The sequence below is a fragment of the Pectobacterium sp. F1-1 genome (assembly GCF_025643735.1).
GTDB classification, from domain to species: Bacteria; Pseudomonadota; Gammaproteobacteria; order Enterobacterales; family Enterobacteriaceae; genus Pectobacterium; species Pectobacterium colocasium.
The window spans coordinates 2801326-2826719 of sequence record NZ_CP104733.1 but is presented as its reverse complement, the minus strand read 5'-3'; the positions used below and the strand labels follow the sequence as shown (position 1 = coordinate 2826719).

General features: G+C 49.5%; 23 protein-coding genes and 2 pseudogenes. 17 read left to right on the top strand and 8 right to left on the bottom strand.

Translation table 11 applies throughout. The features are described from left to right. Nucleotides 1-9: 9 nt before the first annotated feature. Complete coding sequence (locus tag NAL19_RS12415; RefSeq protein ID WP_263057510.1) at nucleotides 10-684, bottom strand: DUF3275 family protein; 675 nt, start codon at nucleotides 682-684, stop codon at nucleotides 10-12. A gap of 82 nt (nucleotides 685-766) precedes the next feature. Next, nucleotides 767-1687 (bottom strand): DUF3577 domain-containing protein, encoded by a 921-nt coding sequence (locus NAL19_RS12410; protein ID WP_263057509.1) that lies wholly within the window; start codon nucleotides 1685-1687, stop codon nucleotides 767-769. A gap of 375 nt (nucleotides 1688-2062) precedes the next feature. On the opposite strand from NAL19_RS12410, the gene NAL19_RS12405 reads away from it, so the two are divergent. Further along, complete coding sequence (locus tag NAL19_RS12405) at nucleotides 2063-2386, top strand: H-NS family nucleoid-associated regulatory protein (RefSeq protein WP_015730104.1); 324 nt, start codon at nucleotides 2063-2065, stop codon at nucleotides 2384-2386. A gap of 70 nt (nucleotides 2387-2456) precedes the next feature. Here the strand turns inward: NAL19_RS12405 and NAL19_RS12400 are convergent, their stop codons facing one another. The 5 genes and pseudogenes from NAL19_RS12400 to NAL19_RS12380 form a co-directional block, all read right to left on the bottom strand. Then, a complete protein-coding gene (locus NAL19_RS12400; RefSeq protein WP_263057508.1) occupies nucleotides 2457-3299 on the bottom strand; it encodes a phosphoadenosine phosphosulfate reductase family protein in 843 nt (280 codons plus the stop codon). 125 nt (nucleotides 3300-3424) lie between these two features. After that, nucleotides 3425-3790, bottom strand: coding sequence for a DUF3085 domain-containing protein (locus NAL19_RS12395; RefSeq protein WP_103182588.1), 366 nt, complete (start codon nucleotides 3788-3790; stop codon nucleotides 3425-3427). A gap of 148 nt (nucleotides 3791-3938) precedes the next feature. Then, nucleotides 3939-4736 (bottom strand): GTPase, encoded by a 798-nt coding sequence (locus NAL19_RS12390; protein WP_263059710.1) that lies wholly within the window; start codon nucleotides 4734-4736, stop codon nucleotides 3939-3941. 233 nt (nucleotides 4737-4969) lie between these two features. Continuing rightward, a pseudogene (locus NAL19_RS12385) lies at nucleotides 4970-6399 on the bottom strand (DNA cytosine methyltransferase). A 523-nt stretch (nucleotides 6400-6922) separates the two neighbouring features. Next, entirely contained in the window at nucleotides 6923-8935 is a 2013-nt protein-coding gene (locus tag NAL19_RS12380) for a DNA topoisomerase III (RefSeq protein WP_263057507.1), read from the bottom strand. A gap of 149 nt (nucleotides 8936-9084) precedes the next feature. On the opposite strand from NAL19_RS12380, the pseudogene NAL19_RS12375 reads away from it, so the two are divergent. Next, nucleotides 9085-9497: pseudogene (locus tag NAL19_RS12375) on the top strand (IS1 family transposase); the annotation flags it as partial. 340 nt (nucleotides 9498-9837) lie between these two features. On the opposite strand, the gene NAL19_RS12370 reads toward NAL19_RS12375, so the two are convergent. Next, entirely contained in the window at nucleotides 9838-10227 is a 390-nt protein-coding gene (locus NAL19_RS12370) for a VOC family protein (RefSeq protein WP_263057506.1), read from the bottom strand. Between the two features lie 453 nt (nucleotides 10228-10680). Here NAL19_RS12370 and NAL19_RS12365 point away from each other — a divergent pair, with 453 nt between their 5' ends. The 15 genes from NAL19_RS12365 (at nucleotide 10681) to NAL19_RS12295 (ending at nucleotide 25302) form a co-directional block, all read left to right on the top strand. Further along, complete coding sequence (locus NAL19_RS12365) at nucleotides 10681-11157, top strand: phenazine biosynthesis protein (protein ID WP_263057505.1); 477 nt, start codon at nucleotides 10681-10683, stop codon at nucleotides 11155-11157. A gap of 133 nt (nucleotides 11158-11290) precedes the next feature. Further along, entirely contained in the window at nucleotides 11291-11920 is a 630-nt protein-coding gene (locus tag NAL19_RS12360; protein WP_263057504.1) for an isochorismatase family protein, read from the top strand. Continuing rightward, nucleotides 11913-13817: an anthranilate synthase family protein gene (locus NAL19_RS12355; RefSeq protein WP_263057503.1), complete on the top strand. Its 1905-nt coding sequence runs from the start codon at nucleotides 11913-11915 to the stop codon at nucleotides 13815-13817. Before NAL19_RS12360 ends, NAL19_RS12355 begins: the two co-directional genes overlap by 8 nt. After that, the gene (locus tag NAL19_RS12350) at nucleotides 13817-14707 is read left to right on the top strand and encodes a PhzF family phenazine biosynthesis protein (protein WP_263057502.1); all 891 of its coding nucleotides are present in this window, start codon (nucleotides 13817-13819) and stop codon (nucleotides 14705-14707) included. The genes NAL19_RS12355 and NAL19_RS12350 overlap by 1 nt, the downstream gene beginning before the upstream one ends. Before the next feature lie 9 nt (nucleotides 14708-14716). Beyond that, nucleotides 14717-15343: a pyridoxine 5'-phosphate oxidase C-terminal domain-containing protein gene (locus NAL19_RS12345; protein WP_263057501.1), complete on the top strand. Its 627-nt coding sequence runs from the start codon at nucleotides 14717-14719 to the stop codon at nucleotides 15341-15343. After that, a complete protein-coding gene (locus NAL19_RS12340; protein WP_263057500.1) occupies nucleotides 15324-16424 on the top strand; it encodes a phenazine antibiotic biosynthesis protein in 1101 nt (366 codons plus the stop codon). Before NAL19_RS12345 ends, NAL19_RS12340 begins: the two co-directional genes overlap by 20 nt. Continuing rightward, nucleotides 16424-17845 carry an aldehyde dehydrogenase family protein gene (locus NAL19_RS12335; protein ID WP_263057499.1) on the top strand — a complete coding sequence of 474 codons (1422 nt, stop codon included), beginning with the start codon at nucleotides 16424-16426 and terminating at the stop codon, nucleotides 17843-17845. The genes NAL19_RS12340 and NAL19_RS12335 overlap by 1 nt, the downstream gene beginning before the upstream one ends. Nucleotides 17846-17889: 44 nt before the next feature. Then, a complete protein-coding gene (locus NAL19_RS12330) occupies nucleotides 17890-18573 on the top strand; it encodes an SAM-dependent methyltransferase (protein ID WP_263057498.1) in 684 nt (227 codons plus the stop codon). Then, nucleotides 18570-20033, top strand: coding sequence for an MFS transporter (locus NAL19_RS12325; protein ID WP_317630324.1), 1464 nt, complete (start codon nucleotides 18570-18572; stop codon nucleotides 20031-20033). Before NAL19_RS12330 ends, NAL19_RS12325 begins: the two co-directional genes overlap by 4 nt. Beyond that, the gene (locus NAL19_RS12320; RefSeq protein ID WP_263057497.1) at nucleotides 20033-20824 is read left to right on the top strand and encodes an SDR family oxidoreductase; all 792 of its coding nucleotides are present in this window, start codon (nucleotides 20033-20035) and stop codon (nucleotides 20822-20824) included. Before NAL19_RS12325 ends, NAL19_RS12320 begins: the two co-directional genes overlap by 1 nt. After that, on the top strand, nucleotides 20817-21971 hold the full coding sequence (locus NAL19_RS12315) for a hypothetical protein (RefSeq protein WP_263057496.1): 1155 nt from the start codon (nucleotides 20817-20819) through the stop codon (nucleotides 21969-21971). Before NAL19_RS12320 ends, NAL19_RS12315 begins: the two co-directional genes overlap by 8 nt. Nucleotides 21972-22041: 70 nt before the next feature. Continuing rightward, entirely contained in the window at nucleotides 22042-23523 is a 1482-nt protein-coding gene (locus NAL19_RS12310; protein WP_263057495.1) for an AMP-binding protein, read from the top strand. Next, nucleotides 23513-23740 carry an acyl carrier protein gene (locus NAL19_RS12305; RefSeq protein ID WP_263057494.1) on the top strand — a complete coding sequence of 76 codons (228 nt, stop codon included), beginning with the start codon at nucleotides 23513-23515 and terminating at the stop codon, nucleotides 23738-23740. The genes NAL19_RS12310 and NAL19_RS12305 overlap by 11 nt, the downstream gene beginning before the upstream one ends. Next, nucleotides 23741-24817: a 3-oxoacyl-[acyl-carrier-protein] synthase III C-terminal domain-containing protein gene (locus tag NAL19_RS12300; RefSeq protein WP_263057493.1), complete on the top strand. Its 1077-nt coding sequence runs from the start codon at nucleotides 23741-23743 to the stop codon at nucleotides 24815-24817. Then, complete coding sequence (locus NAL19_RS12295; protein WP_263057492.1) at nucleotides 24811-25302, top strand: DUF2165 family protein; 492 nt, start codon at nucleotides 24811-24813, stop codon at nucleotides 25300-25302. The genes NAL19_RS12300 and NAL19_RS12295 overlap by 7 nt, the downstream gene beginning before the upstream one ends. The last annotated feature ends 92 nt before the right edge of the window (nucleotides 25303-25394 follow it).

Sequence of the window (25394 nt, the reverse complement as noted above, 5' to 3'; positions counted from 1 at the left end):
CTGGATGAATCAGATCGCCAGGGATTCAGACTGACGGTTCCACTGCTGGGCCGTGGCGTCGAACACATAGCTCAACTGGCTCAACCGCGCGACTTGCAGGCGCAACGTGCGACGGTTAATGGTTGCGTCCAGCTTCACCGACTCACCCAGCGGCCAGAGGATGCCGAACAATGCAGCATCATCGCTATCGGGATTGTCCGAGGCCGCTACAGTCGCGGAGGGTGCATCGACGCCGAATGGCGTGGTGTCGACCAGTGGGTCCTGGGTGGCTTGCACAGGGGCAGGCCTGGCCTTGGATTTGGATGTTGCGGTTGGCGTGGGTACGGGTTGAGTACCCGATTCCTCATCAAGCGGATCGACATCCTGCGTGGCGAAGGCGCGAGCCTCTGCTTTGCTGAGTTTGTCGATACCAGACAAGGTCATGCCATCCAGGTTGGCCCGGATTTCGAATCGCATGCCGTCGCCGACAGGATAGGCTTTCGGATAAATATATCGAATCGCAAATTCACCCTCATATTTCCCTTCGGGATACTGCTCCAGTTCGGGATCTTTGACATGGAACAGCCCAAGGTGAGTGGTGAGACGACCGACTGTGAACCGGCCATTACGACCGGATATTGTGCGGATTGCGAGTTGGCCGCGAACGATGATGGGGGGAGCGGATTGAACGGCTGCTGTAGCCATGATGAATCTCCTGAGATGCGTTGTACTGCCGATAAACCTGGAAAAAGAGACAAGACCCCACTGTGAGGTCTTGCCGATCGGCTTAGTGTGACGTGACGAGAGCGGACTCTTCTTCTATCGAGGATTGCGCTTCAGGTTCGGCTGTACCGGGCGTCGTAGACGGCATATCCACGCTGTGATCAAGACTTTCTGACGCAGTGGATGCCGCTGTAGCGTGCCCGGAAGAGGGAGCCTGACTGGCAGTGGGATAGACCAATTGGCCATCGATCTTGATCAGGCCAATATGGATCAGTCTGGACTCCAGACTCGCTGCTGGCTCGCCGGCATGTTCTCCCTTCGTGCGAAGGTACGGATCAGCTTTCATGTCGTTGAGACGAAAGGCCACCAGTACCTTGCGCTCAGCCTCGACGGCCTGCACGCAACGGCGCACCAGATGTTGAGCCTCCGGTGTGGTCACGATGCTGTTGATGTACCGATACTCCGGTTCTTCGACAGGCCCGGCCAGCGCACCGAGGGTGCATGCGAGGAACGGGTCACCCTTTTTCGGCGTGACATCTTTGGGCCGATTGAGGTAGCCAATGCCCCGAGTGACCAGCTCGTACTGTTCGATTATTTGCAGTGTGGCAGGGTCGATCAGTTCAGCTTTCAGGAGTCGTCCCTTGAGGCTGGCTGCCGGTTCACCCTTGCGCTCACCGCTGGGGCGAATGAATGCATCACTCCACAGATCCCCCAGCCGGAACTTGATCATCGGGCGCTGCTTTGGATCATCAATGCCGACATAGTGTTCGACCAGTTTTTTAGCCTCGGCACCTGTGACTTTGACATCAAAATAGCGGGTGGCCGGTTCTTTGGCAGAGCCGACCAGCGCGGCGATGGTGCAGGCCAGGAAGGGTTGAGCACGTCGGCCACCCCGCACGGGAACTTCCCGTACACGCTGCAGACGACCGTAACCTTCAGTGTGCAGATCGAAATAGGCCTTTTCGCCTGAAGTAGAATGAGCCATGGTGAAATCTCCATTGAAAATGAAGCGGAGACACACCAGGCCCGATGGCGAGGGTGTGTCACCCCGCGATGGGTTGATAAGGCGAATGCATCCACTACCGGTAAACCGGTGGTCGTTCGCGTGAGGATGCTGTGCGAACTGGCTCGGTCATGCGGTTTTTGCCGCACCGCAACCTTGGAGACCGTGGTTGCGTGGCATGTCGCTGACAACGTCAGCAAAACATGCCGACAGACTGCCCGCGCCTCCATGCCGGCGCGACGAGAAATATGAACTGAAGCCGTTCCCTATTTTTGAGATGCCATTCCTCTGGAAATGGCAGTCGTGGTACAAACGCGTACTTAACGACTTTCTGCATCACCCATGGAGGGAGAAATAATGTCGATTGATTTGCAGGCGCTGTCCGCAGCCGAATTGAAGAACCTGATCGCATCTGCACAGGATCAACTGGTCAAGGGAGAACGTGAACGCATCAAGGCTGTTCGCGAGAAAATTTTGCAGTTGCTGGAAGGTGAAAATCTGGAACTGGAGCAGGTCTTCCCGAACTCGAAGCCCAGTCCTCGGGTAAAAAATCCTGTGGCTCCCAAATATGCGCATCCTGATAACCCAAGCCTGACCTGGAGTGGTCGAGGCAAGCAGCCGAACTGGTTCAAAGAGGCGCTCGCGGCAGGCAAAACGCAGGAGCAGTTGTTGCTGTCCTGACCGTTATCCAAGGGGCACCTGATCAGAACAGACCGAAGTCAATCAGGTGAAATCTCTCCTGCGGCGCGATTTAATCGCCACAAAAACAGGCCACCGCATCTTCGGTTGAGTCGAACAGATCACCCTGGTTTGCGGCGAAGCGCGCCAGATCGGCATAGCTGGGACCGTCAATACGAAACCGTGTGCCACTGGCTTTGCTGGCCAGATTCAGTGATTCCATGCGCATCCACCATATGGCGGCTTCCGGTCTGGCCTTGATGAGGGCCAGTCGCTGCCCTTGTGGCTTGAGGAAACACAAATCGCAGTTGCCTTCGAGTGTGCGGCCTTTCACGGTCAACAGTTCCAGATCGAAAGGCTGTGCCTGCCAGAACGCACTGACCTCGTCTACGCTGATGTGTGCATCGGCCAATGGCATGCACATCATTTCATGGCTTGATTCCGTGGAGTGACCACGCGCCCGGATTTTGGCGACACGCCGTTGCTCGTCGGCGCGGATGCCAATGAATTGATCCCATTCCGTCCAGCCGAGACTGCGCAGGTATTTATGCATCGGCCGGATTTTCAGGCTGGTGGTACAGCCGCGAGCAACGGGGTTGGGCAGGTATTGGCGCTTACGGATCAATGCCTCGAAAGGCTCACCCTGGCGGCTGGCAGTCGCGAAGCCGACCCGCGTGAATCCCGGTTCTGCATCCTGATATTCGAGCCAGTGGATAGGTATTTCCCAATGTGTGGCGCAGTCGCGCACGAAGCGCAGCGTGGCTTCGACTTCTTTGCCTGTGTTGGCGAAGCAGACAACGGTATCGGCAGGCAGGCCGCAGTTGGCCTGTAAAACGCGCCACAGCATATAGGCACTGGTGCGGCCACCGGAAAAACTGATGCAGGTCGGGGTGTCAATCTTGAACGGGTCGCGCATGTGGGCGTCTCCAGGGTATCGCTGGTGGAATGGCCCGTCGTGGGCTGAGACGAATGCGCGTCAGTTGCGGAGATGCTGGCGTGAGAGGAAAGAAGCCCCCATCAGGGGGCTATGGAGGATGAGAGTCAGTGGCTATCGGAGTTTGTCGCGACAACTTGCAGGAAAATCTGTGTTGCGGTAGCGGACACTTCGAGGTCGCCGGCACCATCCAGAATGCCGGTAAACACCCTGTCACCAGGTTCGAAAAATTCGCCAAAATCGTCGCCACCGAACTCAGCGCGTGAGCGCTCCCACCAGTCGTCGAAGGGCGCAACGTCAGGGTTGCAGCCAATCGCGTAGGCGATCAGCTTTTGACGCCCATCGGGATGGCGTTCACCATGCTCGGCGAGCCAGTAAACACCCTGATCCTTGACCAGAATGATGCGGCACTGATTGGCAACAGCTTCGGCGATGACGGGCCGCAATTCGGCTCCTTTGAAGCGTAAAGTCATACACGTTACTCCTGAGAGGATGGTATGCCGGGCAACACAGTGAAGAAGCGTTGTCCGGGGCGGGAGATTGGTGCGTATCCCGGTCGAGGCGAGATAAGTAAACGAGGCTGGTCAGATAACCTGCCGTATAGACGGGCTGTCTGCCGCGTCATGACTTGCGCCGCAGCGGCTTTTGAATGGTGCGCACACGTATGCGACGCCAACTGCCATCGTCGATCAGCCTGAGCAATACGTCTCCGAGGGTATCGAAGAACACACCGTCAACCCGTTCGACCAACTCTCCATCGTGGCTCAGCACGACGGCATAGAGGTCGTCGGCGCGTTCGTATTGCACAGTGACGCGGCCATTGAATTTCGCCGTGCTTGTGTTGAAGCTGATAGCCGGTGGTGTAGCGATGATGTCCTTGGGCAGTGGATCAACCCAGGTGAAATCCCGCGCACCCGCATCAACCAGCAGATGCGTAATCCGACGAAAACCATCCGGTGCCGGCAGCTCCTCCAGTTGCCTGATCAGTTCCTGTAACTCCGGGCAGCGGGGTTGCGGGATCGGCAGTTTGGCGGGAGCGGAGCCGAGTACATACGTCTGGAGCTTGTAGGGCGTGCCATCAGCGGTGTATTCGGTGCGCTCTTCGGGGGTGTCTGCGCGAAGACCGTCGAACCGATGCCGTGCGTAGGGTTCGACCTGCACCTTGGCTCCTTCGTCGGGATCTTCGGTCACGAGCGTCCGGTCAAGCACGGCGAACTCGATTCTGCCCGTCTTGACGACAATGGCATCCTCCGTCCTGGCGATGATCTTTCCTTCAAAAGGCTTGGGATCAATGTGAAAGCCCAGTGTCGACACCTTGGGTTGGCCGTCAAAAATGTTGAACCTGAAACTGCGGGCATTGGAAGGAACGTGGTCACGCACCAATGACTGCATCTGATTGCGAATGGTTTGATGATCCAGGGGAAAGTCTCCAAAAAAAGGAGCTCCCCAGCCACAAGGGAGGAGAGCCCCTATGGGTGGAATGAGAAAATAACGAAAGCCAACACACCGTCGGCGTGTCGCAGTCTTGATGGCCTTGACTGCCTGGGATGTTGCCAGCTACGCCGGCGAACATGTATTCAGCATGACGTGGCAACGGTGCGTGTGTGTGGAACAACACGCATCAGGACGTGCCCGTATTGGTTAGCGCGATGTCACTTGGGTGTCTGCAATGCCTGGAGCAGACGCTGACCCAGCCAGGCTACGCATGGTACGGCCATGGAGTTGCCGATCGCTTTGTAGCGGGGTGTATCAGCAGCAGGTTTGCCGCCGCGATATGGCACCAGCGTCCAGCCATCCGGCATGCCCTGCAAGCGTTCGCATTCGACGGGCATTAACCGCCTGACCTTCCATTGCTGCCAGTTTTCTCCATCATGCTCAAGCGGCGTGTAATGGAAGTGCGCGTCAGGCGGGGTGACGCTGAACACGGTTGGCATGCCCTGACCGGGCTTTCCGCCGCTGGCGAGCAGCGTGCCAGCGATCTGGCCATGACCCGATTCCAGGCGTAGTTCGCCGCGCCCGTTCTGTGCAAAGGCGATGGCAGGCCAGGCCCGGGTACGCAATGTCGGAGTGACGTCTTTTACGGCATCCGCGCCATAGTCCTGAGCGGTAAAGGCCATCATCGGGATACCTTGGTTGGCACCATCTTCCCTGTAGTCTTTGCCATGCGCAGCCGTGTTCAGTGTATGGCTGAGGGGCCTGCCATCGACTGCACCAGGAAGTTCTCGGTGCAGATGTCATGTTTGGAACCGGCTGCCATCAGGCAGGCCGCCACGTTGGCTGGCCCTGTACCGCCAGCGAAACTGAATGTCGTGACAGCCTTGCCGTAGGGACTCAATCCGGCATAGTCGCTTGCTGTCGCAGGGCCTGCTCCAGCAGCGCGGGCAGCTTCTTGCCACGGCGAGCTGCTCGCAGAAGAATGCCCGCACACGCTGTCGCGCTCAAAAAGTACTTCGCAGGGATCGAGGTCGTCTCGACCACTTGCCACAAGAAACACACGCTTGCGGCGCTGGGCGACACCGAAGTGTTGGGCGTCGAGCACCCGCCACGCAAGGCGACGGCGGGGTCCAGACACGTGACCTGCGTGCGCCCATTTTTCCCCTGGCGGGTTGAGCGCATGGCTTTCTCCGGCCAGTGCGCCCAGCAGGCAGCCAAAGGCGTTGGAGCGGTCACTGAGCACGCCGGGGACGTTTTCCCAGACGATCGTGGTGGGGGACTGATGATTTTTGAGACGGATGTGGTCGATGACATTGGCAAGTTCCACGTAGCTGAGGGTTAAGGCACCGCGAGGGTCGTTGAGTCCCCGTCGTGCGCCGGCAATGCTGAACGCCTGGCAGGGTGTCCCGCCAACCAGAATATCTGGTGCGATGACCTCGCCAGCGTATACCTGGTTAGCGATGAGCGTCATGTCGCCGAGATTGGGCACATGGGGGTAGCGGTGTGCGAGCACGGCACACGGGAAAGGGTCGATTTCCGAAAACCAGGCGGCTTTCATACCCAGTGGTTCCCAGGCGAGGCTGACTGCCTCGATGCCACTGCAGACGCTGCCGAATTGCAGTACATGGGGTGTGGGTTGCATGTTCATGGGGTCTCCTGTTTTTTGGTTCAGGGCCACAGGCCCAACCGTGTGTGTCGTAAATCAGGAGAAAAAGTGTCGGGGACCTGCTGGCCTCCGACTTGGTAGGAAGAAACCACCTGTGGGCTGTTTCAGGATGTGGTCGTCGTCAAAACCGTTCACTGTCGCAGCAATCGCACCCGGCCGTTATCGTGGTTGTGGCCGGAATCCTCTGGCATGTATCCACACACAAAGGGAGCCCAGTTTTTCGCCGTTGGGCGCGGCAACGAATACCGTCATCCCCGAAGGGTTTCCTGATGTCTGGCCTCTCAAGCAAGGCATCAGGAAACCCTTCAAGGAAGGCGGAAGTACCGGAGAAGAGGGAAAGCGTCTGGTGCGATCCGTGGACAAGTTGCCCTCTGCCTCGCTGCCGGAGCATAGCGAAGTACGCACTGTTCAGTAGAAGGCGTGGTGCGTGGGGATTCCCGCATGGGCGCGGGATGGAGCCATGTCATCACTGAAGATGTGGCATGGCTTTTGGATTCAGAGCGGCTCAGGATGCCCGTGTGCTGCTGTTACGTTTGCGCGGCATAGCACGTTTGTGTTTGCCGTTGTCGATAGGCTGAGAGCCTTTGCAGTCAGGATAGCGAGGGCAAGACCAGAATGGCCCGCTCTTGCCAGTACGTTGACGCATAGCGGTGCCGCATTCTGGGCATGCAGGTCCCTGTGGCACCTTGATAGACAGCGATGCACCTCGATACTGCTGTACCAACTGCGTGATCCAGGCTGACTGCTTGTCGATGAAGACATCGAGAGTGAGCTGACCGGCTTCGATCATGTCCAGCGCCTGTTCCCAGATGGCGGTCATGCCGGGGTCGGCAATGGCACCGGGAACGGCGTCGATGAGTGTGAAGGCCGCATCGGAGGCACGTACCGAACGGCCTTTTTTCAGCAGGTAGCCACGGTCAAGCAATCCTTTGATGATATTGGCGCGAGTCGCCTCAGTGCCGATACCCGTGGTGTCCTTCAGCTTTTGCTTCAGGCGTGGATCGGCAACCAATTTGGCAACGCCCTTCATCGCTTTGACCAGTTCGCCCTGGGTATAAGGACGTGGCGGCGATGTCTTGAGCGCTTTGCAGTCGATTCCCGTGATCTGGCAAGACAAACCTTCATGCAGCGCTGGCAGAACCTGGCTGCGCGGAGTGGTTTCGCCATCATCGTCTGGCCTGGGCTCAGCGAGCACCTGCCGCCACCCGATGACGACGACCTGCTTGCCGACAGCCTGTAGCGTTTCACCCGCACAGGATAAGCGTGCAGTGGTGCGGTCAAATTCATGTTGAGGCAGAAACTGCGCCAGATAGTGGGCACGGATCAGCATATAGACTGCCCGTTCCTTGTCGCTCATGGCCGCAAGGTTAGCGGGTTCGAGCGTGGGAATGATGCCGTGGTGCGCCGTGACTTTGCTGTCGTTCCAGGCACGTGAGCGCTGGTTGCGGTCTAGCTGGTCAATGAGCGGTCGCAGGCCAGGATCGGTCTTGAGAAGACTGTCGAGCACGGTGGGCACCTCGGCGAACATGCTGTCGGGCAGATAGCCGGAGTCTGAGCGCGGGTACGTCGTCGCTTTGTGAGTTTCGTACAGTGCCTGAGCGATTTCCAGGGTTTCCTGCACGTCCAGACCCAACTGTTTGGAGCAGATTTCCTGCAGCGTGCCCAGATCGAAGGGTAACGGTGGGCCTTCACGCATGCGTTCAGTCTCGACGGACGTGATCTGTGCACTACCAGCCGAACGCATGCGCTCCACCGCCTGCCGGGCTATGGGCTCCTGCAGGCAGCGGCCGGCATCGTCTGTTGCTGTATCTGGTGCAAGCCAGGCTGCAATGAAAGATTGACCTGCGCCCGATAGTACGGTCTCGACTGCCCAGAACGGTACAGAGACAAAACGTGCGATCTCGCGGTCGCGATCGACAACCAGTTTTAGCGTTGGGGTTTGTACCCGGCCCACGGAGAGGACGCCGTCGTAACCGGCCTGCCGCCCCATAACGGTGAACAGGCGACTGAGATTCATGCCAATCAGCCAGTCTGCGCGGGAACGGGCCAAGGCCGAGAAGTACATCGGCAGGGTTTCGCTTGATGGCCTGAGCGTTGCCAGTGCTTTGCGGATCGACGCGTCATTTAATGCCGATAACCAGAGCCGCTGGATGGGGCCGCGATAACCGCACAGTTCGATGATCTCACGTGCGATCAACTCGCCTTCCCGGTCAGCATCCGTTGCGATGACCAGCTCGGTGGCCTTGCTCAGAAGGTCTTTGACGACGTTGAACTGCGAGGCGGTCTTGGATTTGACGTCGACGCGCCAGCGCTCAGGGATAATGGGCAATTGCTCGATAGACCAGCGTTTGTACTGCTCGCCATAGGCATCGGGCGGTGCTGCTTCAACGAGATGACCGATGCACCAGGTTATGGTGATACCTGAACCGGTGAGGCAACCCTTGCCTCGTTGGGTAGCCCCCAGTACACGTCCGATATCTTTGCCCTGGGAGGGCTTCTCGCACAGAAATAGCTTCATGGAATTCTCTCGGCACGTGAATCATGCCGTCGAGTATTCCCGGCTGGAGATTTTAAAGTTATAAAGAATACGGATTGAGAACCAACGTATTCGATTTTCCCATCTAGTATGCCAATCATTCGGTGTGTCAATCACCATCGTTGTTGACAATAACCTCTTCTCCGGTTGCTCACGCCGACGTCGCGCTTATCTCCGAACTTGATGAACAGTGGGCCTTCGTTGGCAGTAAAGCGGTAAAACACTGGCTCTGGTATGCTTACAACACCAAAAAGGGCGGCGTACTGGCTTACACCTTCGGGCCAAGAAACGATGAAACATGCAGAGAATTACTTGCTCTATTGACCCCTTTCAGCATTGGCATGGTAACCAGCGACGACTGGGGCAGCCATGCCAGAGAAGTGCCGAAGGAGAAACATCTGACGGGCAAAATTTTCACACAACGTATTGAGCGTAACAATCTGACGTTACGTACTCGGCATGCAAAACAATTTGTTTTTCGCGCGCCATCGAGCTCCGCGAAAAAGTCATCGGTTCCTTCATTGAGAAGTACATGTTCTACTAATTGGAGGAGCTTGCTACTAAATCCAGCTGGAATCACGCCCTCAGTGAACACCACTTAACGAACAGAGCAACATTGCGAGTGCTAGATTAAACAGACAATTGTGGATGTTCGTGCTCGATTATGTGTTCCATATGGGCACAAAGAATTTATCCCCAAAACAGCAAGTAAATTTTTTGGATAAAAAAGCGATCTCCGTCTGTATCGCCGCGGTACTAATTCGTTATCAAATTTTTATATTATGAATGTGACCGTCATCGTTTATTTATGATAACGGTCATAGTTTACAACAAACTCTTACCATTATAAGGTAATAATTCGCCGTTAAATATTAAGAGTAAGCCTAATCCAGTGGGCAAACCCGAATAATATGCCCATCCGGATCACTAATCAAAAAAGTACGGCCGAATACGTCGGTGTAAGGTTCTTTTAAGACATTGATTTCATTGGTTTTTTGGCTTATCCATTCAGTGAAAAGCTTGTCTACGTCTCCTCCTGTTGGCAGCATAATGCCGATTTCAGAAAAGCGTGGAATACCCGCCTCGGGCTCTTCTCCGCCTGACCAGATAGCAAAAAGAGCATCGCCAGACGATGGGAAGGCAACATAACGGGGGGTTACGAATACCGGTTCTTTCTTAAAAATAAATCTGTAAAAATCAGTTGAGCGCTCAACATCTGAGACGTAAACCAATTGCAAGTTTGGGGTTATTGCAGGGCTGGCTAAATTAGTCATGACTCCTCCTTTTGTATACTAAGCGAAACAAATTTTTCCATTAAAACTTTAATTCATTACTTTACCTTAATCGTTTAACAGTATTTACGCAATGCTTTTACAGTAATTGTATTTTTGTCGGGGCTTTTCTGAATATAGTTGAAAACTATTAGGTAATAATAATCATTGATGTTTCTTAAATAGTGTTTTCTCGCTATTTGTGGTATGCGTTGTTTCTAATAATCCAGAGTTTTTTAAATGAATTATATTATTAATTACCTGATGATTATCAGTGTAATGATTATTCATCTACTGAGTGGTAACTTATTTTTCAATAAAAAATATATTACTTAAGTTGACTGTCTTAATTTTGAATGTTAAAAAATTAGCACTTTTACCCCCTCTCTGTTAACTTAATTGAAACATCTTAAATCATGGGGCTTTGAGTTGGTTTAATAAAATGAGGTTTTATTTATGTATCTGTCTGATGAAGATGCGAATCGTGCTCGTGAAATTAACCGTAAAACAGTCTCGCAGTATTTGTCATCAACTCGCGGAAATGCTCGCCTTAAAAGGCATGAGTTATTTGTTGAAGATGGTGAAGGCGGTCTGTGGACCACTGAGACCGGCGAACCTATAATTATATGTGGTATTAAAAATTTAGAAAAACACGCAAAATGGTCTCTTGAATGTTTCCCTGACTGGGAGTGGTATAATATTAAGATATTTACTACCGACAATCCCGACCATGTTTGGGTTGAGTGTGACGGTCGAGGTTTGATTCGTTTCCCCGGATATCCTGAAAGTTATTATGAAAACCACTTCATTCATTCATTTGAGTTACGTGATGGCCTGATTGTCAGGAATCGCGAATTTATGAATCCTGTTACTCAATTGAAATCTTTAGGTGTAGAGGTTCCACGTATCAAGCGTGAGGGTATTCCCTGCTAATTATTGTAAGCATTTCAATGTCTGCACTGATGCTGAGTTTTTTGTAAGGCATATCTATGCGAATTTCAATGCTCAATAAATTCCTTTAGTGCGCATAATAAAAGTCTTTTTTCTAAAATGGCAGAGTTATCTGATGTACAGAACATTAAAGTCTGAGTCTTATAGTTCACTTGATCTCATCATACCTGGTGATCAACCTCTAACGTGGAATATAGAACCGCAGCGCTGTGCGTTACTAGTTCACGATATGCAGCGTTACTTTGTTAACGCCCTGCCGAGCGAACCTATCGACACGGTTATTCATTCAATTTCACTGATACTAAAGTGGGCAAGGATAAATCATATACCGGTATTTTATAGTGCGCAGCCAGGTGGAATGACTCTGGAGCAGCGCGGCTTGCTGAATGATTTATGGGGCCCAGGAATGAGGACGACTGAGGATGAGCGGAGGATTATTACTGAGCTTGCTCCTTCCCCCGATGACACAGTTTTAACTAAATGGCGATACAGTGCTTTTTATCGTTCTCCTCTGGCCGAAATGTTAAAAAAGGACCAGCGTGACTCCCTGATCATTACAGGGATTTATGCGTCAGTAGGAATATCTGCGACCGCTATTGAAGCTTTTACGCAAGATATTAAACCCTTTGTTGTAGCCGATGCAGTCGCGGATTTTTCACTAGCAGGGCATCAGCAGGCAATCAACTATCTTGCTGATAATTGCGCCAAAATAATCTCAGCGGACGGGGTGATAAATAATGTCTGATTTCCTAACGCAGATTCTGTCACAGCCACAAAAACCGTATGCTTTACTTTATCGGCCCGCAGTTTCGTTGGACAAAATTGAAATTTTACAACTTACTTGCGAAAAGACGCATTCTCTTGACAAAGCTCTTAGCGCAGATAGTCATCACGGTAAACTTTTAGTTGTTCCGTTTTGTCAGGTGGCGAAACGTGGCTACCATGCTATCAATGATGAAACACCGATTCTTCGCATGCCAATTATTTCCCGTCAATGGTTGCCGTTGTCGGAAGCAATTAATAGGCTGCCAGATTTGCCTATCTCGGTCACGAACACTCACTTTAATCTTGATGATACTCAGTTTGGGCAACGTATTAGTCAGTTAATCGAACAGGAAATAGGGCAGGGAGCAGGTTCAAACTTCGTCCTTCATCGTAAGCTACGTACTTCGATTGTAGATTATTATCCTGAACAACTTCTGAGCCTTTATCGCCGCCTTTTACAGACTGAATCCTCCGTGTATTGGTGTTTTTTAATTAATACTGGCGATGAGGTTTTCATTGGTGTATCTCCAGAATTACATGCATCACTGAATAACGGTGAGATGTGTATGAACCCTATCAGCGGGACTTTACGTTATCCCGAGCAGGGCGACACAATCGAAGCTCTGATTGAATTTCTCAACAATCAGAAAGAAACTAATGAGCTTTACATGGTGGTGGATGAGGAACTGAAAGTAATGTCCGGGCTGTGTGAACGTGGAGCGCAGGTGAGTGATTTGCGTCTCAAACAGCTAAGTCAGGTTATTCATACCGAATATGTTCTGAAAGGAAAAACGCAAGCCAGTATTGCAGATATATTGATTGAAACGTTACCAGCACCAACGGTCATTGGTAGCCCGGTGCAAAATGCCTGTCAGGTCATTGCCCGATATGAGCCAGAGGGGCGCAGATATTATAGCGGCGTGGTCGCTCTGGTTGACGGTACAAATGATAACCCTCGTCTGGACTCGGCTATTTGCATTCGTACGGCTGAAATTACTGTTGATGGAAAAGTGGAGATTGGTGTCGGGGCAACGATAGTCCGCGACTCCATCCCTTTGGATGAAGCGAAAGAAACTCGCAGTAAAGCACAGTCGCTTTATGTTGCACTGACGCAAGATAGTTTGCCCGCCAAACAGAAAGTGACACCTGCCAGCCTCGCGGGATTAGAGCTGAGTGATAATCCGAGAGTTCGCTCTTTGATGAAGGAGCGTAATAACAGGATCTCGCAGTTCTGGTTGAGTGAACCTGAGCAGCGCTACCATCGACAATATTGCTTCGCTGACAAAAAAATACTTATTCTCGATGGTCATGATGCTTTTACTGCCATGTTTAAAACACTTTTTTCTTCACTAGGCGCTCTTGCTCATGTGGAAAAAGTCTGTAGCGGTATTGATCTACAGGGTTGGGATTTAATCGTAGCTGGGCCGGGCCCGGGAAATCCACTCGATGTTAATGACTTCAGAGTTAATGCAATGCGCGAAGCCATTACGAGAATGAGAGTGACCGGCCAGCCTTTCTTTGCTGTTTGCCTGAGTCATCAATTGCTTTGTCTGCAACTTGGCTTACCAATTATACCCCTTTCCCCCCCCAACCAGGGAGTACAGAAAAAAATCTGTCTGGACGGGAACCTGGAAACTACCGGTTTTTACAACACATTCTGTGCCCGTGTTAATGCTGTTACACAATCTCAAATGCGCCAAAGAGGTATAGAGGTTTACAGCGATATGGAAAATGGGGAAGTTCATGCGCTGCGATCTCCTTCATTTTCGTCAGTACAGTTTCACCTCGAATCGGTACTCACTTTAAACGGACAAGCACTGCTCGAAAGCTTTGTCGCTCCTCTTTTCCAAAAAAATTATTCAGGAATTGCTTCTTAATGGAAGGATGTCAGGTTGATTACACGGTACTAAATGCTTTCACACATTCTCCTCTCGAAGGAAATCCGGTGGGCGTTTTTCATGATACAGAAAAGCTTTCTGATGCAGTCATGCAGGCGATTGCACGTCAACTCCAGCTTTCTGAAAGTACTTTTATCAGCGAAAAGACTGCTGATGGTCAGGCTCGCGTGCGAATTTTTACGCCTGTTAATGAATTGCCCTTTGCTGGTCATCCGTTAATGGGAACCGCCAGTGCATTTTCACGGCGCCATGGTCTGGATCAATTTGTATTTCATACTGCTCTTGGCGCCGTCAGCATTTCAGTTAAGCACCATAACGAAACACTCAGCACGGTGAGAATCAATGTTCCTCCAGCAAGAACGGTTCCTTTTAATGAAGAAAAGCGTCTGCTTAAGGCGCTGGGGCTGAAACAGAGTGTGTTTCCTGTGGAAATGTACGATGCAGGAGCTAGGCATGTACTGGTTTCCGTCGACAGTGTTGAAACCTTACGTGCGCTACGGCCAGACCATCAGGCGCTGGCCGAATTTGAAAATCTTGCAGTGAACTGTTTCGCCTGGTGTGGATTTCAGGCGGAAAACCGCATGTTCTCACCAGCTTATGGGGTAAAAGAAGATGCTGGTACCGGCTCAGTTGTCGGGCCAATAGCACTTCACCTGATGAAGCACGGACAGTTAAAAGCTAACGAGCAACTCATGATTGAGCAGGGAATTTTGCTTAACCGCCGCTGCGTGATGTATGGCGAAATCAGACAAGAAAATGAAATTGTTTCTCATGTCGAACTTTCTGGGCAGGTTACCTTGTTTTCCGATTGCAGGGCCTGGCTGAGCAACACGGAAAATGACTCGCTTAATTTGAATGTGCTGTTTTAGGTATGAAAAGTGAAAAAACTCGAATCGCTAACCGGAATAATGGATCTCCCTTTTCCGCAATATGACGCACCGCCTGCGGTGCCTTATGAACTTTTACATAACTGGGTGCAACTGGCGCATCAGAAAAATGTACGTGAACCTGATGCATGGACCCTCGCGACCCGAAGTGACGCTGGTATGATTTCAATGCGCACCATCTTTCCAGTCTGGATGAATGGCGAAGTTCTGTGGTGCGCTACTCATCTCGGCAGTCGTAAGAGTCTCGATATGTGCGCCAACAAAGCGGTCTCCTGCCATATTTACTGGCGTGAGCTGGGGCGGCAGATGAACTTAACGGGTAACGCAAAACTGCTGTCAGATGATATCGCCGATCAAATCTGGTACAGCCGGGCTTCTGCATATGATCCTGTCTCCGTTGCATCCCATCAAAGTGAACCATTAAACGACCTTCCTGCTCTGCAAGCGACGATAGCTGGAATGGGTTGTGGAAAGCTGCAACGTCCTGAACGTTTTGTAGTATGGGCGCTGGCTTTTGACACCTATGAGTTTTGGTCAGCATCGTCCTCTCGAATCCATAAACGTCTGTTATACACACGCAGTGAACTGGGGTGGAAGCATGAAAGATTACAGCCTTGAAATAGATGCTGTTATGAAGGCAGCCCAGATAAACGACACTGATAGCTTTGTTCAGGCATTAATGCGCTGGCACTTCTCAAAAGAAACTGGCAGTCCTTTTTGGTTGAGGATGCGCGAGCAACTGAACTTTGACCCAATCAACTCGGTTAAAACGCTTAACGACTTGAGGCAATTTAGTGATATCTCCCACTGCCTGCGCCAGGAACCCGTAGCTAATTTAGTGCCGCGAGGCCTACCTCTGGACTTGCACCCTCAGGTTTATGAAAGTGGGGGCACAACAGGAGCTCCGAAATATGTTGTGGCTTACGATGATTGGATAGAGGCGCTCATTTCCTGGCGAATGTCAGGTTATCAGCATCGGCCGTGCCGTCCGGCAGGTAATACGCTTGCAGCTATCCCCACTGGGCCTCACATTGTCGGTGCCATAAATAAAGAGCGAGCAGTGCGTTTGGGTGGGATGTTTTTTTCGATCGATATAGATCCTCGCTGGGTAAAACGTTGTCTGAATGAGGGAGATACGGCAACTGTTCGCAGGTACACACATCATCTTGTTGACCAGGTCCAGAACACCCTTATCAATCAGGATATTCGGTTTCTGGTTACCACTCCACCAGTGCTTCGCGAGTTGCTTAAACGTCCAGAAGTTGTGTTACAAATGAAACAATCTCTCGCGCAGATCACACTTGGAGGAACTGAGCTCAACCTAGATGAAATTAAATTCATAGCGAGTGAAATTCTGCCTGACTGTGAATTCAGTGCCAGTTATGGCAGTACTTCAGCATTGGGCGTATCTCGCTCTTTACTGATTACGTCTGAAAGCAAACAAGTTGTTTATGACAGTTTCTCTCCTTTTATTACCTATGACGTTGTCGACAGTATCACTGCTCAAACTGTCGATTATGGTGAACGTGGAAACGTGATTGTTACTCATCTTTCACCTTGGGCTTTTTATCCACGTGTGGTGGAACGGGACACTGCCGTCAGACTACCAGGAGTGTCTGGTTTTTCGGGGGACCGGTTGGCTGATATTGCACCATTGAAAACCAGCGAAGGACGTAAGGTTATTGAAGGGGTTTACTGATGCCACACATTACGCAAACCTACCCTCATGTAAATGCCGATGAACTGCCGGTTATTTCTGCTATGACGCCGTTACGCTCACCGCGTTTTTTGCGTCAGCGAGAGGTAATAAACATATATGAGCAGCCTATAGCTTTACTGGAGCAGTCCCCTGGCGTATTTGTAAACTACGTAATTGCACATCTAAGAAAGAGCCCTGTACTGGATCGCGCTACCCGACAAAGAGCACTGCAACAGGCCGGAGAATTATTTGCAGGTTCGGTGCTCTGTGGCATGAGTCTTACGGAATATAACACGGAAGTTTGCGCTCTTACGGGTTTACCGCGAATGGTTGTGGAGAATGCCAGCGATAAAATTGCACAGTCTATCTCTCATGCGCTGGCATTCGCTTTAAAGGGCATTCCTTATGGCGTTCCCCTGCAGGAAAGTCAGGCTACAGACAGTTACTTCTGCGCACAAAGCGTCAGACGTGGTGACGTGCTTGCTGTAATAGCCCCGGGTAACGGAACTGGTGTTCATGCCCTATGGCCACAGGCGATAGCGCTGGGCTATCGAGTTGTGCTTCGACCGTCGGAACGTGAACCGTTAACTGCACAGCGTGTGGTAGCGGCAATGGTTGCTGCGGGATTGCAGGATTATGTGGCCCTGTTGCCCTGTGAGTATGAGGTGGTAGAAACACTAATTGATGCTGCTGATTTAAGTCTTATTTATGGCGGTGATGCGATAACTGCCCGTTTTGCTGATCGCAACGATATTCTGATTCAGGGGCCTGGACGTTCGAAAATTGTTATTGGTGCTGATTATCCTCAAGAAAAGGGATTAGAACTGATATTTGCTTCTGTTGCAGGATTGGGTGGTGCAGCCTGTGTTTGTGCAAGTAGTGTTCTTGTAGAAGGGGATGCCGAAGCTTTAGCTCGTGCATTCTGCGATTTTCTGTCCAAGAAAATTAAAGATCCAAATCAGCGTGCAGAGTGGCTTACTCATTTATCACCACAGCGCTATAGCTGGTGGTGCGACCAGGTAGAGCATTACTCCTCGGTATTGGTTGAAACGCCACAGGTTTTTAAATCTGCCCGAAACACATATCAAGTGACGCCACTTGTTATGCAGGCATCCGCATTCAATGATCCTCTGGTCCAACTGGAGTTGCCTGTGGCAGCAGTGACTTTCTCCTCCTTTAAAGAGGGAGATGATTTAGATTTTCTTGCGCCTGCGTTGGTGGTCACCGTGGCATCGATTAATAAACATTTGATTGATGCGGTCGCAAACGTGCCTAGTGTTAAAAATTTTTACATCGGACAGGTGCCAACTGTGTGGATGCATCCAGATGTTCCCCACGATGGTTATCTGGCCGAGTTTCTGATGAGAACTCGGGGATACTGCGTAAAGGATCCTGAGGGTGAGCATAGCCGAGTGAATTAATTTTTACATTCAAATTTATTTCTAATTTTATTCAGGTGCTAATTATGAAAAGTAGTCATCATAACGAATATGATAAAGCCGATTTTCAGGGCGTATATCAGGGTAAGACATTAATTGATAGTGCTGAGATAAACGTTGTGCCTTGGGATATTGGTCAGGCGCAACCTGCAGTGTGTGATATTTTCGATAATGAAAATGCTGGCAGGCTTCTTGATGTTGGTTGTGGTCTGGGACTTAATGCTCATGCAGCTGCGCAAAGAGGTTTTCAGGTTACAGCGCTGGACAGTTCATCTGCGGCGATTGAAAAATGCAAACAAAAAGAGATGGGTGATGTTCGATTTCTAATTGCCAGTGCCTGTAATACAGGGTTGAATGAACAATTCGATATTATACTTGATTCTGCTCTCTATCACGCACTTCCTTCTGATGAACGTTTGACGTATTTTCAGGAGATGCGTCGCTTGGCGCATGAAGGTACTAAAATGCATATTATAACGTTTGCGCCTGCCAAAAATGGTATGCCAGTACCACTGGCTATACAACTCTCTGAAATCTGCCACAATGCCGAAAATACTGGGTGGGATGTTAGTTTTGTTAATCGTGTCGAATATAAGGGGAATGCTCAGGCAATTACTGATTTCTGTAAAAAGAAAAATTTAATAATATTGACTGATGAAGCCGGTTTTACTCGTTTACCTTGCTGGCATGTAGTGTTTAATGTTCGATAATCGTCTCTTTATTCTGGTGGATTGATTTTGAGAAAGAAAATGGCCTTTTTGGTCTCTGTCTCGGTTTCTTTATTATTATGATGGATACCACGACAGTGCCCTTGATTTATACCTCTCTAATAAATGAATACCAAGTGACGCCCGCAATGGTGGCGTGGGTTAATAATAGTTATTTAATTACCTATGCCAGTTTCCTATTGTTTGGCGGTCGACTGGGTGATGCGCTCAATCGCAAGGCGGTGATTTACTATGCGCTCATTATTCTTGCTCTTGGTGCATTACTCAGCGGTTCAGGGCAAACGCTGATACAGGTTATTCTGGGTCGTGCGCTGATGGGAGTAGGAGCCGGACTTTTAACGCCGCAAAGCATGGCCTTTATTTCCATCATTTTTGCACAAGGAGGGCGTGGTACTGCACTGGGTATCTGGGGGGCTGTTGCCGGTGTAGCAACGGCAACTGGACCTGTTGTTACCCAGATATTCCTGCAAACAGCCGGCTGGCGATGGATTATGTGGATTAACATACCCGCAGCTCTGCTTGCTCTGATAGTTGCTGTTATCTGTCTTCCAGGCACACAGGGTAACGGTGTGAAAATTAAAGAATTGCTAAGTAGTGCCATAGTGGGCGTTGCGCTGGCTGCAATACTTCTGGGGTTAGAGCTTCTTAATGGTGGTTTGCAGGGAATGACAACAGGCCTGCTTTTATTATTACCCGGTATTTTGCTCGTCGCTTTCATGCTGCGCGGTGAATTGAAAAATCATAAGCAGTATCTTTTGCCATCTGTGCTCTGGCAGGATCGATCTTTCCTGCGTACATGTTTGATTTCCGGTTTACTCGGCTTTGGCCTGACAGCGTTCTACCTGCCGCTGGCTTATTTGATTGAGCTGCGTATGGGTTTTGGGCCTGTAGCGATTAGCGTCATCATGGTGACAATTGCTCTGGCAAACGCACTGGTGGGTCCATTTGCCGGGCACTTCTCGGATAAGACAGCTCCAGAAACACTGATTCGTTGGGGGATGTCCTGCTTCGCTGCTGCCACCATGATTATTGGTATTACCGGATTGATGACTTACGGTGAATATGTAGCTTTTATCATTATTATTGCCGCTATGGCACTAGCAGGCATAGGGACGGGCTTGGCCTTTGCCCCCCTTGCTAATCAGGCTTTCAGCCGGGCAACGTTTAACAATTTTGGGCGGGCAGCCGCTTTTTTTAACGTGGTGCGTCAGATGATGAGCGCATTGGGTAGCGTAGCCATAGCTATACTTTTCGATTATCTGCTTCATAACTCTGAAACAAAAACTTTGACGAATGAAAATTCCTTATTTTCCTCTGGCTCTCCATCTGTTGCTTTTGCTGCATTCGGCTGCTTCCTGATTATTGCCGGATTGCTGGGTGTGGGTGCCTGGTTATCACGGACTTATCCTATTGTTCAATCTGTTATTAAGGAATCCAAATAATGAATACTTGGCTTATCAGTGGATGTTCAAACGGACTAGGCCGATGCTGGACGGAATCTGTTATTCGTGAGCGTGGGGATCGCGTGATTGGAATTACCCGTTCGGCAGACGCTGCACAAGAGATGACAGCCCTTTACCCAGAACATTTTATTCCTTGTATCGCTGATGTACGAGATGAAGAGTATCTGGCCCGAATATTACCGCAACTGGTTCAGGATATCGGTATCCCGAGTCGGATAGTAACGTCCGCCGGCTATGCCCAGTTTGGCACGCTTGAGGACCTTTCTACAGAACAGTTGCGACAGCAGTTCGCTACCAATGTTGAGGGGACACTCAATGTTATTAAACCAGTGCTACCACTGATGCGTCAGTTGGATGAAGCCCGCATCCTACTGGTGTCCAGTATGAGTGGTGTGGCGTGCTGGCCTCTTCTGGGAGCTTATCAGATGAGCAAGCATGCGATTGAAGCGATGGGGCAAACCCTGCGTCATGAACTTGAGGGAACGTCTATACAGGTTGGCGTAATTCAGCCGGGACCTTACCGTACTGGCTGGGCAACGACTTCTGCGCAACGCCAGGCTATTGGCCCGGAATATGATGGTGAAGCATTAAAAAAGCGAGCCACTTGTGGCTTTAACATTGAAGACCCTAAAGCTAGTTTGCCTTTCTTCTGGAGGATGTTCAACACACCTGAGATGCCGGAAATGCTTGCGACGTCAGCAGAGTTTGTTGACCTGATTTGTGCGCAGGCAGAAGAGAAAATAAAAAAATGGAGGGCTTCTCTTGCTTAAAAATAACGATGTACTCAGACGATGGCAAAATCCTGTAGATATTTTGAAGTCTTCCTGGTCAGAAAAAGAACAGCAGGATTCGCTGAAGCAGAGGGCTCAGGATGTGTTAAAGGGTTCACCATTATTGCGCATCCTTGACGAAAGTGATCTTCGTGAAACTGGCACACTACGTGAGGTGGTCGCTGTATGTCGTGAGCTCGGGAAAACGGATGCTTCTCTTGGCTGGCTTGTAGGTGTTGCCAATTCCGCATGGTCGATGCGCGCCAATTTTCCTCTGCCTGATGAAGTGAGTGCGGATATGCGTGAAAACGCCATGCTGTCAATGGTATTAGGCCGTCCCGGAAAGCTTAAGCCTGCTACCGATGGTCAAGGGTGGTATTTGAACGGTAGCTGGAAATATGCGTCAGGTTACCCCTGTTCCTCACATTTCTTTTGCCTCGCGGTAGATCCCTCAGGAGACGTGCGTGTTGTTACTGTTCCGTCAAATCAAATGACCGTTACAGCTGATTGGCAGTCAACTGGTCTGGTTGGAACGCAAAGCGTGACCGTGGAGGCAAGAGATATCGCTATTCCTGAGGCTTTCACTGTTGCATATGCACCAGTCCTTTCAGGGAATGCGATTTCAGGACGAGGAGCGGGTTCTTATGCACGCTACTTTACTGGTGTATTGATGAACTGTCTTCCCGCCACGCTATTGGGGGCAACAGAGAGCGGCATCAAGTTAGTACTCACTGAATTTAACGCTCCCGTTGCTGGCAGCTCTTATACAGCAATGAGTGATTCTGGTGCAGCACGTTATGAGATCGGACGGCTCTGTTCAACCTTCGATTTGCTTGTGCGCGCAGCAGAGTACAACGCTTCAATTATTGATAGCGCAGCGCAAGAAGGCAGGGCGCTGGAAAGTGAAGAGCGAGTAGCGATTCGCGGTCGGGCTACTCAGATAATGCGAGGTTGTGTTGATATTGTCCAGTCCTTGTTGTGGCTGCGAGGTTCTTCTGCCTTAGAGAAAAATAGCCCTCTGGAAAAAATCTGGCGTGACGTAAATGTCGGGGCTAGGCATGGTGGTTTCGCCAAACTTGTCCCTGAGGAGTTGGAAGGAATAAGCGCCTTGAAGGGAGACCCTTCATCACTAACACAAATGTACTGACATATTGGCTCTGTAGGGCGTTGTTACTGCGACAGCGCCACTACGTAATTAATTAGAGGCGAGTAGGAAAATGATGCAGAAATTAACCCCCAGGCAAGCCAGCACAAAGTTAAAGATGCTCAATACTTCGCTAAATCGCATGCTTATGGAAAGTCCAGAAGCTATGGCAGTAAGTGATGGTGAAACTCACTTAACGTGGAAGCAAATGTATGAGCGTGCAGTTCAAATCATAAGATATTTCGATAAGGCGGGTATGGTGTCAGGACAGCGGCTTGCTCTTGATGGCCCACGGTCAGTAGAACTATATCTGATGGTTTTAGCATGCCTGCTATCCGGTATTTCATTTATTTCAATACCAAGAAATATGAATAAACAGCAAAAGTACCAGTTTGCTGCAAACACGGGATGCGCAGGAATTTGCTCATCATCATGCAAATTTGAGGAGCTACAAAACACACTCGCTGGAGATTGGTGTATTGGTTTAATACATGGTGGACGTCGATCCGGATATAGCGATGAGGTGTACTGCGTAAGGACATCTGGTACCACTGGAGAGCCTAAGCTTGTACCAATCCACATAACTCAGATTAATGCATTTTTACAAAACACTCATAGCGAAATTCCTGTTGAGCAGGGGCTTAACTGGTCGTGGATTCACGATCTATCTTTCGACTTTTCTATCTGGGAGTTGTTTGGCGCACTGAGTTATGGTGGTTGCCTAGTAGTCATCAGCGAGCAGATGAAACGCGATCCAGACCAAACCCGTCAGACATTGGAAAAGGCCCATGTTCACTTGCTATCAGTCACGCCGTCAGAATTTCGTTATCTGTTTGGTGGCCAGTCACCAACGCTTTTTAATCAACTATGCCTTAAGTTGATAGTATTTTGTGGTGAGAAGCTCACAGCTGAAACTCTGCGTCTCTTTTTCCCTACTTTTTATGCACTTAAAGTGCAATTGCTGAATACTTATGGACCCTCGGAAGCAACCGTTTTTTGTTCAGCCTGGAAGGTGAGCTCAGACGATTTTACCTCCGATATTATCCCTATTGGTAAACCATTTCCGGATATGACTTTTTCTTTGGAAGAATGCAGAGAAAAGGGGGCGGGGAATTTAATGTTACTGGGGGCTCAGGTTTTTTCCGGCTATGAAGGACGCGATCCTATACTTGCGGGTTATCTAACGGGTGATATTTGCCGCTGTGATAACGAAGGAGTGTGGCATTATATTGGTCGCAATGAAGGTTACTATAAAATAAATGGCTTTCGAGTTGACCCGCTTGAAATTGAGGAGTTCCTTCAATCTATCCCTGGTGTATGTGAGGCGGTAGTTTGGTTGGAGGAATCCGGAACTACGCCTCCAATATTAAAAGCTTGCGTAAATGTTTCGACGGATAATAATTTAAGCACTCGTGACCTCAGAAGTGCCTGTGTCAAAATGTCTCCTTGGTTAAGGCCTGCACGCTATTTAATCATAACCCAAAATGAGTGGCCTATAAATTCACGTGGGAAATCTGATCGCGCAGAGATAAAAAGGAAATTCTATGGAATGTAAAAATAGTAAGCATGACATTATAATCAATGAAATTAAATCCATGCTAAATGAAACAGATGTCAGGCTGGATGATAATTTCATTGAGCTAGGAGGGAATTCAATAATGGCTATGATAATAGTGGATAATTTGCAAAAAAATAATTCTATTACAATAGATTTAGCACAATTATTGGGCAGCCAGATTGGCGAGATTGAATGGATACCGCTGGACAAGTAAATGAAAATATTAAGTACAGGCCATTCGTTATCGCAAATGACCAGTCTAAAAGAAGTTGTCCATCCTAATCAGCTACAGTTAGATGCGATAGGCCGTGCGGGTTATGACCAATTCTGGACTGAATCTATGAGCGTACGGTTAATGGCTGCTTCAGCTGCACGAAACGCACTGGAAGAGTTCAATATTGCACCAGAACAGGTGGGGTTCATTGTTGCTGGATTTTCGGGGGTTCCCGATTTTATTGGTATCGACTTAGCTTGTCAGGTCGGAGCAGAGCTTAATTGTCATCAGATTCGAACGCTCAACTTAGTAGAGGGCTGTGCCACTGCTGTAAGCGTGTGGAAGCAAGCAGCTTCACTTTGTGCTGATATGCCAGAAGGTAAATTAGGGCTGGTGGTGCTGGCGCAACGCATCAGCGATGCACATCAGGACAGGTTTGGACTAATGAATGCTGCTTTGAGTGATGGTGCAGTTGCTTGCGTAATAGGGGAGTCAATGAAATATGCAGATCAGCCTGGATTGTGTTTTATAGCTACAGAAGATATCTCTGATTGCCGTTATGTAGACATGATGCGCATAGAGTACGGTGGTGGACATTTACCTTTGCTACCTGAAGGACGTGACAGTAGAAATGATAAATTAGGGCGAGAACGGATTATGGATAATTACCAGTTTTCTGCGCAAGATTTAATGGGTTTTTTAACATTACGTGCAGATAACAGCGTTAATATTATTCGCCGTGTATTGGAGAAATCAGTGTGGCGTAATGCTCCTCCTTTTCTATTACATACCCTTGAAGGGAAACAGAGCATAGAAAACCTTTGTCAGCAAATTGGTATTCCCATTGAGAGAAGCAATCTTAGTCTGTTACCAGAATTAGGGCATGTAGGTTGCGCTGATCCGTTGTTGTCACTTCGGTTGATGATGCAGAGAGGGAAAATTAAGCCCGGAGCAGAGGTTGTCATGAGTACTATTTCTACGGGACTGAAATGGGGAGCATCACTTTTCAGGTATGATGATGCCGCCAGTAAAAAGGACTTAATCCATGGAATGGAAAGGAGTAAAAAGCTATGTTAATGCTGAGTGGAGTCAATGTTATTAAAGTGGTTATTGTTTCTGGACTCGCCTTATGGAATTTACTGGAAGGTATAGGTCTGGTTAAAGATTTCACCAGCGCACAAAAAATGGTAGGTAGGATTATGAATATGGAAATGATTGAAGCACCACCTGCCGTGCCTACAACTCTGATGAACCGCCGCCTTGGTCATCCTTTCTGGCATAAAGCAGGCGCAGTAGTACTTATATTATTTAACTTTTCTTGTGCATTACTCCTGTTTATTGCCGTGTCTGGTACGATTCGTGCGGAATTCATACCTGGCAGTATCGATTTATTCATCGAGTGGAGTAACTATGGTCTGGCTGTATTTATATTAATGGGTTTTTCATTAAGTTTGGTTGGTCTATGGTTCGCCTACTATATAAAACAGTGTGAGCTAATGATTACCCATTTTGTATTAATCATTTTGGGTATAGTAGCTGCCGGGTTTATTAATTTTTATTAAAATTCTGCTAAGTGTTTATTGCTGCATACCTATGCTGATGTCCGGGCTGCTTTCTCTTCTCGTTATGGAATGCAGATATGCGGAATGAGAGC